The following is a 15,724-nucleotide window of genomic DNA, read 5'->3' as shown; positions in this document are numbered from 1 at the left end:
CGGTCGCCGCTCAGCCCAGGCTGCGCAGCACCGCCCGCACCGGGCTCGCGTCGAGTCCGGCAAAGCGCAGCGGCAGCGCGATCAGTTCGTAGTCGCCGGGCGCGACGGCGTCGAGCACCAGTCCTTCGAGAATCGCCATCCGATGCCGGCGCACCATCCGATGCGCGTCCATGGTCTTGGACTGCTGCGGGTCGAGCGACGGTGTGTCGATGCCGATCAGCCGCACGCCGTGTTCGGCCAGCAGCGCGATCGTTTCCGGCGCCACCGCGCAGAAGTCGGGGTCCCATTCGGCCAGCGGCGCGCTGCGGTAGGTCCGCAGCAGCACGCGCGGCGGTGCGCCCGCCAGCGCGCCCGCGACCTGCTCCGGCCGGACCAGCGGCGCGGCGCCGATGCAATGGATCACGCGGCACGGGCCCAGGTACGGGTCCAGATCGACCTCGCCGATCGGCGCGCCGTCGGCCGCGTAGTGCAGCGGCGCGTCGGCATGCGCGCCGGTGTGCGGCGATAGCGTGATGCGGCCGACATTGACCGGGCAGTGCTCGTCCATCTGCCAGGCAGCTTGCTGCTGGAACGGCGTGTCGCCCGGCCATACCGGCGTCGCCGGCGACAGCGGCGGGCTGATGTCCCACAGGCTGCGCGCCGTGGGCGAGGGCGAGGAAGCGGAAAAACCGTCGGACATGGGGCTGGCGCCTCGGCGCGGGGATGGAAGGAATACGGCAGCGGTTCGCGGCAGTGATTCGCTGCCACTCGGCGGTCGCGCCGCTCCCGGCATGATAGTCAAGATTTCGGGAAAGAGGCTTGCTATTTCAACAGCCGACGCACCCATATTTCGAATAGAATTCGAATTATCGGCTGTTCATCGAAAGAATCTTCGACATGACCCTCGACCCCATCGATCTGCGCATCCTGACCTGCCTGCAACAGAACGGCCGCATCAGCAATCAGGACCTGGCCGAGCGCGTGGCGCTGTCGCCGTCGGCCTGCCTGCGGCGGGTGCGGCTGCTGGAAGAAAGTGGCGTGATTGGCGGCTATCGCGCCTGGTTCGACGCCGAGCGGCTGGGGCTGGAGCTGGAGGCGATCGTGCAGGTGTCGATGCGGCCGGCGGTCGAGGGATGGCACGACACCTTCAACGCGGCGGTGCAGTCGTGGCCCGAGGTGCTGTCGGCCTATGTGATCACCGGGGACAGCAACTACATCCTGCGCGTGCAGGCGCGCAACCTGAAGCACTACTCCGACTTCATCGTGAACCGGCTCTATCGGACGCCGGGCGTGATGGATATCCGCTCGAACATCGTGCTGCAGCGGATCAAGACCGAGGGTTCGTCGTTGGCGCTGGTGCAGCCCGGCGCGCCGGGCTAGCAGGCGGCCGGCGAGGAGAGCGCCGCCTGCCTGGCGCTGCCTACCGCCGCGCGTGCAGCGCGATCAGCCGGCGCAGCGTTTCCTTCAGCTGGTCGCCCTGGCTGGCGCCGAACGCGGCCAGTACCTGGGCCTCGTGTTCGGCCGCCTGGACCAGCAGCGGCCGGGCCCGTTCGCGGCCGCGCTCGGTGATCGACACCAGCGCCTGGCGCCGATCGGGTGCGCCTTCGCGGCGTCGCTCGACCAGGCCGTCGGCGGTCATGCGGTCCAGCAGCTTGGTCAGCGTGGGCTGCTTGGTCAGCGTGATATCGGCCAGCGCGCCGACCGTGCAGACGTCGCGGTCGGCCAGCGTCGCCAGCACGCGCCACTCCGGCACGCTCAGGCCCGCCGCCTCGACCTTGCGGTGGAATTCCCCCGATACCAGATGGCTGGCGCGCGCCAGCAGATAGGGCAGATATCCGTCGACGAAGGGCATGGTCACGTTGGGCCGGCCTCGTGCAGAAGCGCGCGCGTTCAGTCGCGCAGCGGGCTGGTGGTGGAGAACTCGCCGCCCTGGAACACCAGCGGCAGGCCGCCGCTGCCATGGATGCCGCAGCGCTCGACCTCGCCGACGAAGATCACGTGGTCGCCCTCGTCGTAGCGGCTGCGGTTGTGGCATTCGAACCAGGCCAGCGCATTGGCCAGGATCGGCAGGCCGGTCGCCGACAAGCGGTAATCGACGCCGGCGAAGCGGTCGCCCTTGAGCGTGGCGAAGCGCTGGCACAGGTCCAGCTGCGTCGCGGCCAGCACGTTGATGATGTAGTGCGAGCCGCCGCGGAACATCGGCAGGCTGTTGGCGCGGGTCGCCATGCTCCACAGCACCAGCGGCGGATCGAGCGAAACCGAATTGAACGAGCTGGCGGTGATGCCAACGAACGGCGGATCGGCCGGCGATTCGCGCATCGCGCGCGTGGTGATGACCGTCACTCCGGTGGCGAACTGCGACAGCGCGCGGCGGAAATGCATCGCGTCGAAGTCCGGCGCGGCGGCTTGGCCGTAAGGCGTCGGGTCCCCGTCAGGCGGGTTGGCGTCGGGAAATCCCATAGGTCGGGTACCGCTGATTTCCATGAAATTTCATATATTATTTGCCGCAGAACGCAGAATCACAAGCGAAGAAACACAAGCGAAGAAACCCCAGCGAAGAAACACAAGCAATCCAATCGGGGCGCGGAATCGCAAACGGCAAGGCGGGACTTTGCTGCGATGCCGCGGAACGCACCGAGGGGCGGGGCCCGGTCCCAATCAGCAGCAGAAGCAGCAGAGGAGGAGCGTCATGCTCGTCGAGCAGATCGAACACCGCTGGCTGGCGGCCTTCCGGCGGACGCTGGAACTGTGCGCGCTTTCCGCGGGTGAAGTTGTCGGCATTGTATCGGAGTCGCAATCCCGACAAGTCATCGTGGACTTGGCCGAGCTGGCCGTGCAGGCGCTGGGCGCGACGCCGATCCGTGTGCGCGTGCCGACCCCGGCGCTGCAGGCGCCGGCGCCAGTGCGCTCGACCGGCGCCAGCGACGCGCTGCAGCAGCTGGAGCCGGTGATCGCGGCGCTGTCGCGCTGCCATCTGGTCCTGGACTGCACCGTCGAAGGCCTGCTGCACGCGCCGGAACTGCCGCGGATCCTGCGGGGCGCCGACGGCGTCGTGCCGCGGCTGCTGATGATCAGCAACGAACATCCCGAGATCCTCGAACGCTGCGTGCCCGATCCCGAACTGGAGACCGGCGTGCGCGCGGCGATGCGGCGGCTGCGCGGTGCATCCGAGATGCGCGTGAGCTCCGGCGCCGGCACGGACCTGCGCATCGGCCTGGCCGGCGCGCGCGTGGGCGGAGTCTGGGGCTATTGCAACAAGCCGGGCCAGGTCGCGCACTGGCCGGGCGGGCTGTGCCTGGCGTTCCCCGCCACCGGGCAGGTCAACGGCACGCTGGTGCTGGCGCCGGGCGACGTCAACCTGACCTTCAAGACCTATCTGCGCGACACCGTGGTCTGCCATGTCGAGCACGACTACATCGTCGGCATCGAGGGCAACGGCGTCGATGCCGACATGATGCGCGGCTACTACGCGGCCTGGGCCGACAAGGAGGGCACGCGCGCCGCCTACGCGGTCTCGCATGTCGGCTGGGGCATGAACCCGCAGGCGCGCTGGGACGCGCTGACCTTCTACGACCGGCGCGATTGCAACGGCACCGAGCTGCGCGCGTTCGCCGGCAATTTCCTCTATTCCACCGGCGCCAACGAAGTGGCCGGCCGCCATACGCTCGGCCATTTCGATCTGCCGCTGCGCGGCTGCACGGTGACGCTCGATGGCGTGGCCGAGGTCGAGCAGGGCCGGCTGGCGGCCATGCCGGGGTGACCGGTCTATCCGCCGATTTGCCTACCCGTTCCAAGACAGGAGCTTCGATGTCCCAGCCTGACTCTCGCCGCGACGCCGATCGCGATGCCACGATCCGCCACGCCAACGGCATCGCCACGCTGGTCCGCGGCGACGGTCCCGTCGCGGTCGTGATGCTGCATGGCATCGGCGGCGGCAAGGCGGCGTGGCCCGCGCAGTTCGACGCGCTCGGCGACGCCGGCTATCGCGCGGTCGCCTGGGACATGCCCGGCTACGGCGACAGCGCGACGATAGCCCCGTACGACTTCGCCGGCCTCGCCGCCGCGCTGGCGCCGGTGCTGCAAGCGGAGCGCGATGCCGGCCGCCGCGTGGTGCTGCTCGGCCACAGCATGGGCGGCATGGTCGCGCAGCAGGCCTGTGCGGCGATGCCCGAGACGATCGACGGCATGGTGCTGTCGGGCACCTCGCCGGCTTTCGGCAAGGCCGACGGCGACTGGCAGCGCGACTTCATCGCGGCCCGCACCGCGCCGCTCGACGCGGGCCGCACGATGGCCGAGATGGCGGCCGGCCTGGTGCGCGGCATGGTCGCGCCCGACGCGCCGGCCGATGCGGTGGCCTTCGCCACCCGCGTGATGGCGAGCGTGCCGCCCGACACCTATCGCGCCGCGCTGCATGCGCTGGTGCGGTTCGACCAGCGCGAGGCGCTGGCGCGCATCGCGGTGCCGGTGCTGGCGCTGGCCGGCGAGCACGACGCCAATGCGGCGCCGGCCGTGATGGAACGGATGGCCGCACGCATTCCCGGCGCCGAGTACCGCTGCCTGTCGGGCGTCGGCCATCTGGCCTGCATGGAGCGGCCGGCGCGGTTCAACGAGGCCGTGCTCGATTTCCTGGCGCGGCATTTTCCGGTCCGCTGACGTCGGCCCGGACGTGTCGAAGCAATGCGCCACCGCACCACGGCACGACCAGACCGACGCACTGACGCACTACCGCACCCAACGCACAACAAGCTGACCACGAGAGACACCATCATGCCCCTGGACTTCGTTCCCGCTGTCGGCGAGGCCGATTTCACCGACGATCAGGTCCGTCTGCTGACGCTGGCCAACCGGCTCGGCCGCGAACGCTTCGCGCCGCGCGCGGCGCAATGGGACCGCGAGGCGAGCTTCCCGTTCGCCAACTACGACGATCTGCGCGAGGCCGGGCTGCTGGCGCTGTGCGTACCGCGCGCGTTCGGCGGCGAGGGCGCGGACTTCGCGACCTACTGCATGATCGGCGCGGAGATCGGCCGCTTCTGCGGCGCCACCGCGCTGACCTACAACATGCATATCTGCTCGACGATGTGGACCGGCATGCTGGCCGACGGCATCGCGATGACGGACGCGCAGCGCGCCGAACACGCGGCGCGCCGCGAGCTGCATTTCGCGCGCGTGGTCAAGGACGGCGCGGTCTATGCGCAGCCGTTCTCCGAGGGTTCGGCGGCCGCGGCCGGCAAGGCGCCGTTCGGCACCACCGCGCGCAAGGTCGAGGGCGGCTGGCTGCTGAACGGACGCAAGATCTTCGCCTCGCTGTCGGGCGCCGCCGACTACTACGGCATCCTCTGCACCGAGGACCGCGGCGATCATCATCCCGACATGCGCGACACGCTGTATATCGCGGTGCCCGGCAAGGCCGAGGGGCTGACCGTGACCGGCGACTGGGATCCGATGGGCATGCGCGGCACGGTCTCGCGCACGCTGCTGCTCAAGGACGTGTTCGTGCCCGACGACGAGCAGTTGATGCCGCGCGGCGTCTACTACAAGGCCGCGCAGACCTGGCCGGCGATGTTCTTCACGCTGTCGCCGACGTATCTGGGCGTGGCGCAGGCCGCCTACGACTTCACCGTGCAATACCTGCGCGGCGAAGTTCCGGGCCAGCCGCCGGTCAAGCGCCGCATGTATCCGACCAAGCAGATCGCGGTGGCGCAGATGCGGATCCAGCTCGAGTCGATGCGCTCGCTGTTCTGGCGCGTCATCCACGAGGCGCGGCCCAATCCGGCCAAGGACCAGCGCATGCGTCTCTACGCCGCGCACTACGCGGTAATGGAGGGCGCCAACGATATCGCACGGCTGGCGATCCGCACCTGCGGCGGCCAGTCGATGCTGAAGGATCTGCCGCTCGAGCGGCTCTATCGCGATTCGCGCTGCGGCGCGCTGATGCTGCCGTGGACCGCCGAGCTGATCCTCGACCGCATGGGCCGCGAGACGCTGTACGAACCGGGCGAGCGCGACGAATGAGCGGCGCCTGTGGAGGGCGGCCGCATCTGGATGCGGCCAGCGTCGGCGCGCTGCTGCGGCCGCTGCACGCGCTGGCCGACACGCAGCCGCAACGCCCGGCGCTGCATTTCCGCGGCCGCACGATCGGCTATGCCAAGCTGTGGAGCCGCATCGAGCGGGTCGCCGCGCATCTGCTGGCCGACTGGGGCATCGCGCGCGGCGACCGCGTGGCGACGCTGTGCCTGAACCACGATCTGCAGCTGGCGCTGCTGTTCGCCTGCGCGCGGCTCGGCGCGATCTTCGTGCCGCTGAACTACCGGCTGGCGGTGCCCGAGCTCGCCGCGATCGCATCGCACGCCGGCGTGCGCGCGATCTTCCATGACGATGCGCATGCCGATGCCGCGGCCGCCGTCGCGGTCACGGTCCCGCGCGCCAGTGCCGAGGGAGTCGAAGGCGAAGGCGCGGGCGGTACCGTGCGCCACGCCCATATCGACCGGCTGATCGACAGCCCGGCGCCGCCCGAGCCGAGCGACGCGCCAATCGGCCCGATGCCCGACGACACGCCGCTGCTGCTGGTCTACACCTCCGGTACCACCGGCCAGCCCAAGGGCGCCCTGCATACGCAGGCGGCGCTGCTGGCCAACGCGCGTGCCAGCTGGTGGGCGCACGCCATGCGCGACAGCGATCATGTCCTGTCGACGCTGCCGATGTTCCATGTCGGCGGGCTGTGCATCCAGACCGTGCCGGCGCTGCTGCTGGGCGCGCAGGTGACACTCCACGAGCGCTTCGCGCCGGACGCCTGGCTGCAGGCGTTGGCCGACGCACGGCCGACGCTGTCGCTGATGGTGCCGGCCACGCTGCGCGCGGTGCTCGAGCATCCCGGCTGGGCCGACGCCGACCTGAGCGTGCTGCGCGGCGTGATGGCCGGCTCGTCGACGATCCCGCGCGCCTATATCGATGCCTTCCATGCGCGCGGCGTGCCGCTGGGGCAGGTCTACGGCGCCACCGAGACCGGTCCGGTCTCGATCGTGTTGCGCCTGCACGAGGCGATGGCGCGGCCCGGCTATGCCGGCTGGCCGCAGCCCGAGGCGCAGGTGCGGCTGCTCGGCCGCGACGGCAACGACGTGGCGGACGGGAAGGTCGGCGAGATCTGCATTCGCGCCAGCAACCTGATGCAGGGCTACTGGCGCGAGCCTTGCCATCCCGGCTTCGCCGACGGCTGGTTCCGCTCGGGCGATCTCGCGCATCGCGACGCCGACGGCTGCATCGAAGTGGTCGGACGCAGCAAGGACATGATCATCTCCGGCGGCGAGAACATCTATCCGGCCGAGATCGAGAACACGCTGGTCGCGCTGCCCGGCGTGGCCGAATGCGCGGTGGTGGGTTTGCCCGATCCGCGCTGGGGCGAGGTGCCGGTCGCGGTCATCGTGCCGGCGCCGGGCGCGGACCGCGCCGCGCTGGCGACCGAGCCGCTGCGCGAGGCGCTGGCCCAGCGCATCGCCCGCTTCAAGCTGCCGCGCGAGGTGGTGCTGCTCGACGCGCTGCCCAAGAGCGCGCTCGGCAAGGTATTGAAGCCGCAGCTGCGTGCGACGCTGGAGGCGGCGCGGGGCTGCAGCGGCGGCAACGGCGGCAGCGGCGGCGGCGGCAGCGGCGGCACGAACTGAGCGCGGCGGGTATCATCGTTCGATCGCGCCTTGCCGCGCATCCCAACGGGTAAGCATCCATGGAAGATCGAACCGAAATCGCCACGCTCGGTGGCGGCTGCTTCTGGTGCATGGAGGCGGTCTATCAGCAGGTCGAAGGCGTGACCGCGGTGGAGTCCGGCTATACCGGCGGCCATGTCGACGATCCAAGCTACGAGCAGGTCTGCAGCGGGGATACCGGCCACGCGGAAGTGGTGCGGGTGTCGTTCGACCCGTCGGTGATCTCCTATCGCGAGATCCTGGAGATCTTCTTCGCGATCCACGATCCGACCACGCTCAATCGCCAGGGGAACGACGTCGGCACGCAGTACCGCTCGGTGATCTACACCCACTCGGACGCGCAGCGTGACACCGCGCAGCAGGTGAAGGCCGACATCGCCGCGCAAGAGCTGTACGACGGCCCGCTGGTCACGCAGATCGAGCCGGCGCAGCGCTACTGGCGCGCCGAGGCCTATCACCAGAACTACTACCGCAATCATCCGGAGCAGGGCTATTGCGCCTTCGTGATCTCGCCGAAGGTCGCGAAATTCCGCAAGAGCTTCGCGCACCGGTTGCGCGCGCAGTAGGCAGGCAGCAAGCGCGGCAATCGCAGCCACCACGGCAGCCGCGGGACGCTAGACGCCCAGCCGCTGTGCGATCGCCTCGGCCAGCCGCGCCAGCGTCAGCGGCGCGCAGCCCTCGGCGTTGTTGCTGACGATCAGATAGGCCGGCTGCCCGGCCTGCAGCGTGCGCACGGCCAGGTCGGCCGCGGCCGCCAGCGTCTGCGGATCGAGCACGTGCAGCCGGTCGAACGGCTCGAATGCCGCCTCGGCCTGCTCGTAGCCATAGCCCTGATGCAGCAGCCAGCGCAGCACCAAAGGCCCCGGTTCGCCCTCGTCGCGCAGTGCCTGCGCCGGGGCCTGGCGCGCCAGTGGCGGCATGCGGTCGCGCGCCGAGCAGCCGAAACGCACGCCGTGCGCGCGCAGCAGCTTGATGAAGCGCGGTGTCAGCAGTTCGGGATCACGCAGCTCGACCGCATAGCAGGCGTTCGGCGTCTGCGCCGGGTCGAGCGCGGGCAGGGCCGACAGGAAGGCGTCGAGGCGCGACAGGAAGCCGGCGGCATCGGCCGCCATCGCGCGCAGCGGCGACAGCTGGAACAGCAGCGGCCCGCATTTGGCGCCCAGCCCCGCGGTGGCCGGCGTAATGAAATCGCGGATCGCGATCTCGACATCGAGGAATGCCGCATTGGCGAGCCGGCCGGCGCCATTGCTGGAGCGCAGCCACGGATCGCAGACGCTGGCGGGCGCCTTGACCAGGAAGCGGAAATCGTCGGGCACCTGGGCCGCGTAGGCGAGATAGTCGGCCAGCGGAATCGGCGCGTAGAAGCCGCGGTCCACGCCGGCCGCGCGCAGCAGCGGGTGGGCGGCATAGGCGCCGAGGCCCTTGCGGGACAGCAGGCTGTCGCTGTAGTCGCCGTCGTAGACCAGGCCCTTCCAGCCCGGATAGGACCAGGTCGAGGTACCGAGGTAGAGGTGGCGGGGCAGCCGGGCGGCCAGCGCCGTCAGTTCGGCGGAGGCAGCGACCGGCTGGACCGTCTTGCCGCGGCGAACACGCTGGGTCCCCGCTTTCGTGGGGACGACACCTCCATCCTGCGCGGCGTCGTCCCCGCGCAGGCGGGGACCCAGTGACTTTTCCGTTGGTGCCGTTGAAGCGGGCGGCAGGCCGCCAAACAAATCGTCAATCAAGCGTCTTGTCGTAGATGTAGTGGCGCGACCAGGGCAGCGTGTTCGACGGCTGGGTGGCCTTGTGGCAGACCACCTGGTAGATCGACATCTTCTCGCTGTCGAAGGCCTGCGCGCAGCCGGCCAGATAGACGCGCCAGATGCGGTATTTCTTCTCGCCGACCATCGCGCGGATGGTCTCGCCATGCGTCTCGAAGTTGTCGGCCCAGTGCCGCAGCGTCTGCGCATAATGCCGGCGCAGCAGCTCGACGTCGTAGGCCTCGAGGCCGCCCTTGGCCAGCGTATGCAGCACCATGCCGATATGCGGCAGCTCGCCCTGCGGGAACACGTAGCGGTCCATGAATTGCGCGCCGTCCATCGGCACCTTGCCGCTGTCCGGGTCGGGCGACGTGATGCCGTGGTTCATCGCGATGCCGTCGTCGGCCAGCAGCTCGCACATGCGGCTGAAGTAGGTGACCAGGTTTTCCTTGCCGACGTGTTCGAACATGCCGACGCTGGTGATGCGGTCGAAGGTACCGGTGACGTCACGGTAGTCCTGCAGCCGGATCTCGATCTGGTCCTGCAGTCCGGCCTGCCTGACCCGTTCGGTCGCCAGCGCGAACTGGTTCTCCGACAGCGTGATGCCGACGCAGCGCGCGCCGAACTTCTGCGCGGCGCGCAGCACCAGCGCGCCCCAGCCGCAGCCGATGTCCAGCAGCGTCTGGCCCGGCTGCACGCGGATCTTGGTCAGGATGTGGTCGATCTTCTTCAGCTGCGCGGTGGCCAGGTCCTCGGTGCCGTGCTCGAAGTACGCGCACGAGTAGACCATGTTCGGGTCCAGCCACAGCTTGTAGAAGTCGTTCGAGACGTCGTAGTGGTATTCGATCGACGCCTTGTCTTCCTGCTTGGTATGGGTGAAGCGTTGCGCGACGCGGGCCAGCGTGCTGCCGGCCAGTTGCGTGGTCGCGCGGGAGAAGCCGTAGCCGACCGCGATGATGTCGGCGAGCTTGCCCTCCAGATCGATCTTCTGCTGGACGTAGGCCTCGCCCAGGTTGTCCAGCGTCGGCGTCAGCAGCAGCGGCAGCGCGCCGGCCTCGCGCACCGTCAGCGTGACGGCCGGTTGTTCGAAGTTGCCCAGCGCGTATTCGTGGCCATTCCAGAGCCGCAGCTTGACGGGCAGGTTGGCCTTGTCGCGCAGTTCCGCGACCCAGCGCTCCAGTTGCGTGTCCAGTGCTTGCTTGAAAAACATGCGGCTTTCCTCCTGATGAATGGCGGCATATTTCCGAACGAACAGCTGTGGGCGGCCCCGCTTTCGGATATATCAAGCTGTGCCATACCCAACGCCAGAACACGCTGCCCGGTGCGTCTGGCGTTTCACTTTATACGCCAAACCACACCGGTGTGCAGTGCACTGCCTGAACCCCATGTCGATGTCAGGGGCAAACCAGGCACAACGGCGCGCCGGTCAGGACGATCACGGCGACAGGCGCGCGATGCGCCAGCTGCCGTCGGGCTGGCGCAGGTAAGCGATGCGATCGTGCAGCCGCGACGGGCGGCCCTGCCAGAATTCGACGCGCGTCGGCGCCACGCGATAGCCGCCCCAATGCGGCGGCCGCGGCGGGTTCTCGCCGAAGCGCTGGCGGAACTCGGCCTCGCGCTGTTCCAGCAACGCGCGGTCGGCCACCTCCTGGCTCTGCGCCGACGCCCAGGCGCCGATGCGCGAGCCCAGCGGCCGCGAGGCAAAGTAGGCATCGCTCTCGGCGTCGCTGACCTTCTCGACGACGCCTTCGATGCGGACCTGCCGTTCGAGCTGAACCCAGTGGAACAGCAGCGCGGCGCGCGGGTTGACCGCGAGGTCCAGCCCCTTGCGGCTCTCGTAATTGGTGAAGAAGGTGAAGCCGCGCTCGTCGATGCCCTTGAGCAGCACGATGCGGGCCGACGGCTGGCCGCTTGCATCGACGGTGGCCAGTGTCATCGCATTGGGCTCGGGCAGCTTGGCGGTCAGCGCTTCCTCGAACCAGCGTTCGAATTGCGCGATGGGTTGTGGCGCGACATCGGCTTCGGTGAGGGAACCGAGCACATAGGTACGGCGGAGATCGGCGAGTTGCGTCATGGCGGGAAGGGCAGCGGCACGGCCGCGGAGGGAATGGCTGAAAATCGCTGAACGGTCTCCGATAGCGTTGGCACACCTGCTTGCGCGCGGCCGATATGCGGATCCGGATGCCTGGAGTATAGCGAAGGCATCCCGGCCCGCGAGCCGCCTGCCGACAGAGAACGGCCTCAGGCGGCGGGCGGCGGCAGCTTGCGCGACTGTCCGCGCGAATAGTAGCCGGCCACGCCCATCGCGCCGGCCATCGACAGGAAGATCGGCAGCATGCCCAGCGCGGTGCCCACCACGCCGAAGGTCAGCGGCCAGACCACCTGGCTGGTGTTCAGCACGGCCGAGCGCAGGCCCAGCGCCTCGCCGGCGCGGCCCGACGGCGAGGCGCTATGCAGGATGTTCATCACGTTCGGCTGCGCGCTGCCGAGCGCCAGGCCCAGCACGAACGCCAGGCAGCACATCAGCCAGAACGTGGAGACGAACGGGTAGAGCAGGTAGGCGATGCCGCCGACCAGCAGCGCGCCGCGGATGATCTTCCATTCCGAAAGATGGCGCGTGACCAGCGGCATCGCGATGCGGATCGCCAGCGTGGCGATCGCGAAGGCGCCGAGCACCCAGCCGATCGACGACGGCGACAGGCCGACGCGCGTGCCCTGGATCGGAATCAGGAAGGCATGCAGATCCCAGGCGGCGGACAGCACCGCGCTGGCGACGAAGACCGCGCGCAACTCGGGCACCATCAGCAGATCGAGCGCCGAGCCGCGGCCGCCGTCGAGCGTGGCCTGGCGTGCCGCGCCGGCGCCTTGCGCGGGCAGGCGGTCGTGCACCAGCCGCAGGCCGATCTGGCCGATCAGCGCGACGCCGACCAGCAGCAGGAAGGCGGGGCGATAGCCGGCGTGCTCGATCACGTAGCCGACCACCACCGGGCCGAGCGTGCCCGACACCGACAGGCCCAACGCGTGCCAGGTGTAATTGCGCAGCCGGGTCTCGTCGGTCGACAGCTGGCCGATCAGCAGCTGCATCGCGACCTGGACCAGCATGAAGCCGACGCCGATCAGCGCGCACGACAGGTACAGCGCGGCAATGCTCGGCCAGATCGCCGGCAACAGCGTGCCGCCGACCACCATCAGCGAGCCCGCGGTCATCGGCCGGCGCGGCCCGATCTGGTCGATGCGGCGCCCGGCGCGGATCGCCAGCAGCATCGGCAGCAGCGCGTACAGCGACATCAGCAGGCCGAGCGTGATGGTCGAGGCCTTCAGCGAAATGGCGAACAGGGAAACGACGACGCGGCTGGCGTTGAACGCCACGTGGTTGCACACCGTCAGCGCGATCAGAACACTGATCGGCATGGCGGCGGCGGGATACGGCGTCATTCGTGCAGGGACCGGGAAGCGGAGGGTGGAACGAAGGACCGGAAAGACCGGAAGACGGGAACAACCCGAAAAAAGACGAACGGGGGGCGACATGCGCCGCGCCCCGCAACAGACCGCGCCCTGGGGCGCCATCTGCAAATTGCCATCCGTTTACAGCGTGGTGTTGTGCATCGAGCCGCCGCTACCGCCTGGCGTCTCCATGTAAATGGCCATTTAATTATCGGACGCTTGTTGACAGCGTGCAACGGTCTTTTAGGTTTTGGTGCACAGAAAGGGGGCGTGCGTCCGGGAGTGTTGCGCTGGAGCATCGGTGGCCGATGCACCAGCGCTGCGAAGTGAAGCGGGCAGCCCGTCAGCCGCCTTGATACATCGGCGATCTGTTGGGTCCAGGCGACGGTGCGGCCGGTGCGGTTGGGTTTTGGCGACGCGGATCGGCCTCGTTGGCTCCTGCCGGCGGCTGGGCGCCGGGCGCCGACGCCGGCGCGCGGCGATCGCGGTAGGTCTTGCCCGGCGGCGGCGCGGTCGGGCGCTTGCGCAGTTCGGCCAGCAGCTTGCCGCACTGGCTGTCCTCGGCCGGCGACAGGTCGATCAACGGCAGCACCGTCGCGACCGGCGCCAGCAGCGCCAGCGCGACCGCGCCGCCGGCGCGCAGCGCCAGCACGCCGATGTCGGGGCTGACGCGCGGGTCCTTCAGCGTGCCGCCCACGTACAGTGGCGAGCGCAGCGAGAACACACGCATCCCCTTGGAGTCCGGGTTGATCGTCAGGCCCAGCCGCTCGCTGGCCAGGTCGACCACGCCGGTGGCGTTGATGGTGGCGTCCTGCGTGTCGATGACGAAGGTGCGGGCGCGGCCCATGCCGTTGGTGAACGTGAAGTCCGCCACGCCGCAATGGATCTGTACCGGCTTGTCGCCGAACAGCTTGGCGATGATCACGCTGCCGACGTTCAGCCCCATCGCCTCGAGGATGAACTTGCTGATGGTGCCGTTCTCGACCAGCAGCCGCGCCTCGCCATTCGACGAGCCGAGCAGCGCGGCGACCGAATTGCCGGTGGCCGACAGCTTGGCCGCGCCATTGATTTCGCCGACGCTGGCCCGCATCGATTCGAGATTGGGGAACAGCTGCTTGATCTTCAGCCGGCGTGCCGTCATGTCGATGGTCGCGCCCATCGGCGTGCGCTTGCCGTTCAGCTGCAGGTTCGAAGTCAGCGTGCCGCCGGCCACGCCGAAGTTCAGCGGCTTCAGGTTCAGCACGCCGTCCTGCAGCACGATATGGGTCTGCAGATTGTTGATCGGCAGATCGACGTCACGGATGATGCGCTGGCCCGTGAAGCGTACGTCGGCGTCGATATCGTCCCAGCGTTCGGTGCGGAACGGCGCCACCGGCAGCGCCTTGTCGGCCGGCTGGCGTACCGGGCTGCGCGGCGCGGCCTGGCCCGGCTTGGCGTTGGCGCCAATCAGCGGCGCCAGGTCCTCGAAGCGCAGCTGCTTCGACACCAGCTCGCCGGCGAGCAGCGGGCGCGGATCGCGCTGCGTATAGGTCAGCGTGCCGCCGAGGTCGCTGCCGCCGACCCGGCCGCTGAAGTCCTGATAGCGGTAGACCGACGCGCCCTTGCGCAGCGTCGCGGTCAGGCGGCCGTTGGTGCGATACGGCGGGGTCTCGGGCAGCACCACGCCGGTCAGCGGGTACAGGTCCGCCATGCTCTCGCCGGACAGCTGCAGCATCAGGTCCAGCGCGGCGAGCCGGGCCGGCTCGGTCAGCGTGCCCTCGATCTGCGCGCGGGTGCTGCCGACGCGCACATCGGCCTGCAGCGGGTAGGGCCGGCTGGCGTCGCGCAGGTTCAGCACCGCGCCGGCCCTGCCGTTGGCGTTGATCGTGGCCTTGTTGTAATGGCCGACCGCGCGCCAGCGGATGCCGTAGACCGGTTCGCCCTTGCTGTTGGCCCTGGCGGCGGAGGCCGCAGCGGCCGAAGCCGCGGCCGGCCCGCTGGCGCCGCCCGCGAGTGGCGCCGAAGCGGCCGGGACGGACGAGGGTGCGGATGAAGGTGCCGACGCAGGTGCGGATGAAGGTGCGGATGAAGGTGCCGATGAAGGTGCGGATGAAGGTGCAAGCGGGCCGTCGCGATCCTTGTCATACAGCGAGGCATCGCCGATGGTCTCCAGCGTCGCGCGCAGTTCGATCTTGCTGGCGGCGTCGTTCAGCGCCAGATGGCCGCGCGTCAGCACCACCTCGCCGATTTCCAGATGCCATTGCGATGGCTCCTTGTCTTCGCGGGTGGGGAAGGTCCAGTTGTTGCGCTTGTCGGCCAGCCGTTCGAGCGCGACCGAGGGGCCGTCGATCGTGATGGTCGGCAGCGAGATCTCGCGCGCCAGCAGCGGCAGCGGCCGCAGCAGAAACACCAGCTCGCGCGCGGTGGCGAGGTTGGGCTGCTGGGTCCAGTCGGGATTGCCGATCGTGATGTCGCGCGCGGACAGCCGCGGCCACGGCACCAGGCGCCGCCAGCCGCTCTCGCCTTCTGGCCGGCGCCAGGTCAGGATCAGGTCGCCGTTGACGGCGAACGGCCGGCCGATCGCATCGCTGACCTTCTCGTTGAGCCACGGCTTGAGGCGGTTCCAGTCGAACAGCAGCACGAAGGCCACCACCGCCGCAATCAATACCAAGGGCGTCAACACACTCCACAGCACGGCCTGGCGGCGCAACGACATTGAAGGGCTCCTGGCCGGCGCACGCGCGGACCGGACTGGTGCGCTGGCGCGGCGGACGTACCACGTTGCGGCTATTGTATAGTTGCGCGCCGGGCCCTCCTGTCGGCATGCGACTGACAATGATGCCCGCGTTTTCCGCATTTTTCGCCCGCCGCCGCGCCTTGTCCCTGCCG

The 15,724-nt window shown here is 69.3% G+C and carries 14 protein-coding genes; 6 read left to right on the top strand and 8 right to left on the bottom strand.

All coding sequences use genetic code 11. From position 1 onward, the window contains the following. Nucleotides 1-10: 10 nt before the first annotated feature. On the bottom strand, nucleotides 11-679 hold the full coding sequence (gene kynB, locus LRR16_RS03740; RefSeq protein WP_006578456.1) for an arylformamidase: 669 nt from the start codon (nucleotides 677-679) through the stop codon (nucleotides 11-13). A gap of 197 nt (nucleotides 680-876) precedes the next feature. Between kynB and LRR16_RS03735 the strand changes: the two genes are divergently transcribed. Continuing rightward, a complete protein-coding gene (locus tag LRR16_RS03735) occupies nucleotides 877-1,359 on the top strand; it encodes an Lrp/AsnC family transcriptional regulator (RefSeq protein WP_232204834.1) in 483 nt (160 codons plus the stop codon). 40 nt (nucleotides 1,360-1,399) lie between these two features. On the opposite strand, the gene LRR16_RS03730 is transcribed toward LRR16_RS03735, so the two are convergent. Both LRR16_RS03730 and LRR16_RS03725 read right to left on the bottom strand, forming a co-directional pair. After that, nucleotides 1,400-1,831, bottom strand: a complete 432-nt coding sequence (locus tag LRR16_RS03730) for a MarR family winged helix-turn-helix transcriptional regulator (protein ID WP_006578454.1) — start codon at nucleotides 1,829-1,831, stop codon at nucleotides 1,400-1,402. Nucleotides 1,832-1,869: 38 nt separating this feature from the next. Continuing rightward, complete coding sequence (locus LRR16_RS03725; RefSeq protein ID WP_006578453.1) at nucleotides 1,870-2,439, bottom strand: flavin reductase family protein; 570 nt, start codon at nucleotides 2,437-2,439, stop codon at nucleotides 1,870-1,872. Between the two features lie 229 nt (nucleotides 2,440-2,668). Here LRR16_RS03725 and LRR16_RS03720 point away from each other — a divergent pair, with 229 nt between their 5' ends. The 5 genes from LRR16_RS03720 to msrA all read left to right on the top strand — a co-directional run bounded on the left by LRR16_RS03720 (nucleotide 2,669) and on the right by msrA (nucleotide 8,239). Beyond that, a complete protein-coding gene (locus LRR16_RS03720; RefSeq protein ID WP_023263676.1) occupies nucleotides 2,669-3,739 on the top strand; it encodes a M29 family peptidase in 1,071 nt (356 codons plus the stop codon). Nucleotides 3,740-3,786: 47 nt separating this feature from the next. After that, a complete protein-coding gene (locus LRR16_RS03715; RefSeq protein WP_232204833.1) occupies nucleotides 3,787-4,632 on the top strand; it encodes an alpha/beta fold hydrolase in 846 nt (281 codons plus the stop codon). A 114-nt stretch (nucleotides 4,633-4,746) separates the two neighbouring features. Beyond that, nucleotides 4,747-5,991 carry an acyl-CoA dehydrogenase family protein gene (locus LRR16_RS03710; RefSeq protein WP_232204832.1) on the top strand — a complete coding sequence of 415 codons (1,245 nt, stop codon included), beginning with the start codon at nucleotides 4,747-4,749 and terminating at the stop codon, nucleotides 5,989-5,991. Continuing rightward, on the top strand, nucleotides 5,988-7,634 hold the full coding sequence (locus LRR16_RS03705; RefSeq protein WP_232204831.1) for a class I adenylate-forming enzyme family protein: 1,647 nt from the start codon (nucleotides 5,988-5,990) through the stop codon (nucleotides 7,632-7,634). The genes LRR16_RS03710 and LRR16_RS03705 overlap by 4 nt, the downstream gene beginning before the upstream one ends. 59 nt (nucleotides 7,635-7,693) lie before the next feature. Continuing rightward, complete coding sequence (gene msrA, locus LRR16_RS03700) at nucleotides 7,694-8,239, top strand: peptide-methionine (S)-S-oxide reductase MsrA (protein WP_232204830.1); 546 nt, start codon at nucleotides 7,694-7,696, stop codon at nucleotides 8,237-8,239. A gap of 48 nt (nucleotides 8,240-8,287) precedes the next feature. Here msrA and LRR16_RS03695 read toward each other — a convergent pair whose 3' ends face one another. The 5 genes from LRR16_RS03695 to LRR16_RS03675 form a co-directional block, all read right to left on the bottom strand. After that, nucleotides 8,288-9,397, bottom strand: a complete 1,110-nt coding sequence (locus LRR16_RS03695) for a DUF72 domain-containing protein (RefSeq protein WP_232204829.1) — start codon at nucleotides 9,395-9,397, stop codon at nucleotides 8,288-8,290. Further along, complete coding sequence (locus tag LRR16_RS03690; protein WP_006579981.1) at nucleotides 9,390-10,622, bottom strand: cyclopropane-fatty-acyl-phospholipid synthase family protein; 1,233 nt, start codon at nucleotides 10,620-10,622, stop codon at nucleotides 9,390-9,392. Before LRR16_RS03690 ends, LRR16_RS03695 begins: the two co-directional genes overlap by 8 nt. A 225-nt stretch (nucleotides 10,623-10,847) precedes the next feature. Beyond that, complete coding sequence (gene pdxH, locus LRR16_RS03685) at nucleotides 10,848-11,486, bottom strand: pyridoxamine 5'-phosphate oxidase (protein ID WP_053821232.1); 639 nt, start codon at nucleotides 11,484-11,486, stop codon at nucleotides 10,848-10,850. Nucleotides 11,487-11,653: 167 nt separating this feature from the next. Then, nucleotides 11,654-12,847: an MFS transporter gene (locus LRR16_RS03680; RefSeq protein ID WP_006579983.1), complete on the bottom strand. Its 1,194-nt coding sequence runs from the start codon at nucleotides 12,845-12,847 to the stop codon at nucleotides 11,654-11,656. A 352-nt stretch (nucleotides 12,848-13,199) separates the two neighbouring features. Next, nucleotides 13,200-15,551, bottom strand: coding sequence for an AsmA family protein (locus LRR16_RS03675; RefSeq protein ID WP_232204828.1), 2,352 nt, complete (start codon nucleotides 15,549-15,551; stop codon nucleotides 13,200-13,202). Nucleotides 15,552-15,724 lie beyond the last annotated feature (173 nt).

Source organism: Cupriavidus sp. UGS-1, assembly GCF_021213615.1.
Taxonomy (GTDB): Bacteria; Pseudomonadota; Gammaproteobacteria; order Burkholderiales; family Burkholderiaceae; genus Cupriavidus.
This window is presented reverse-complemented; position numbering and strand designations above follow the sequence as displayed.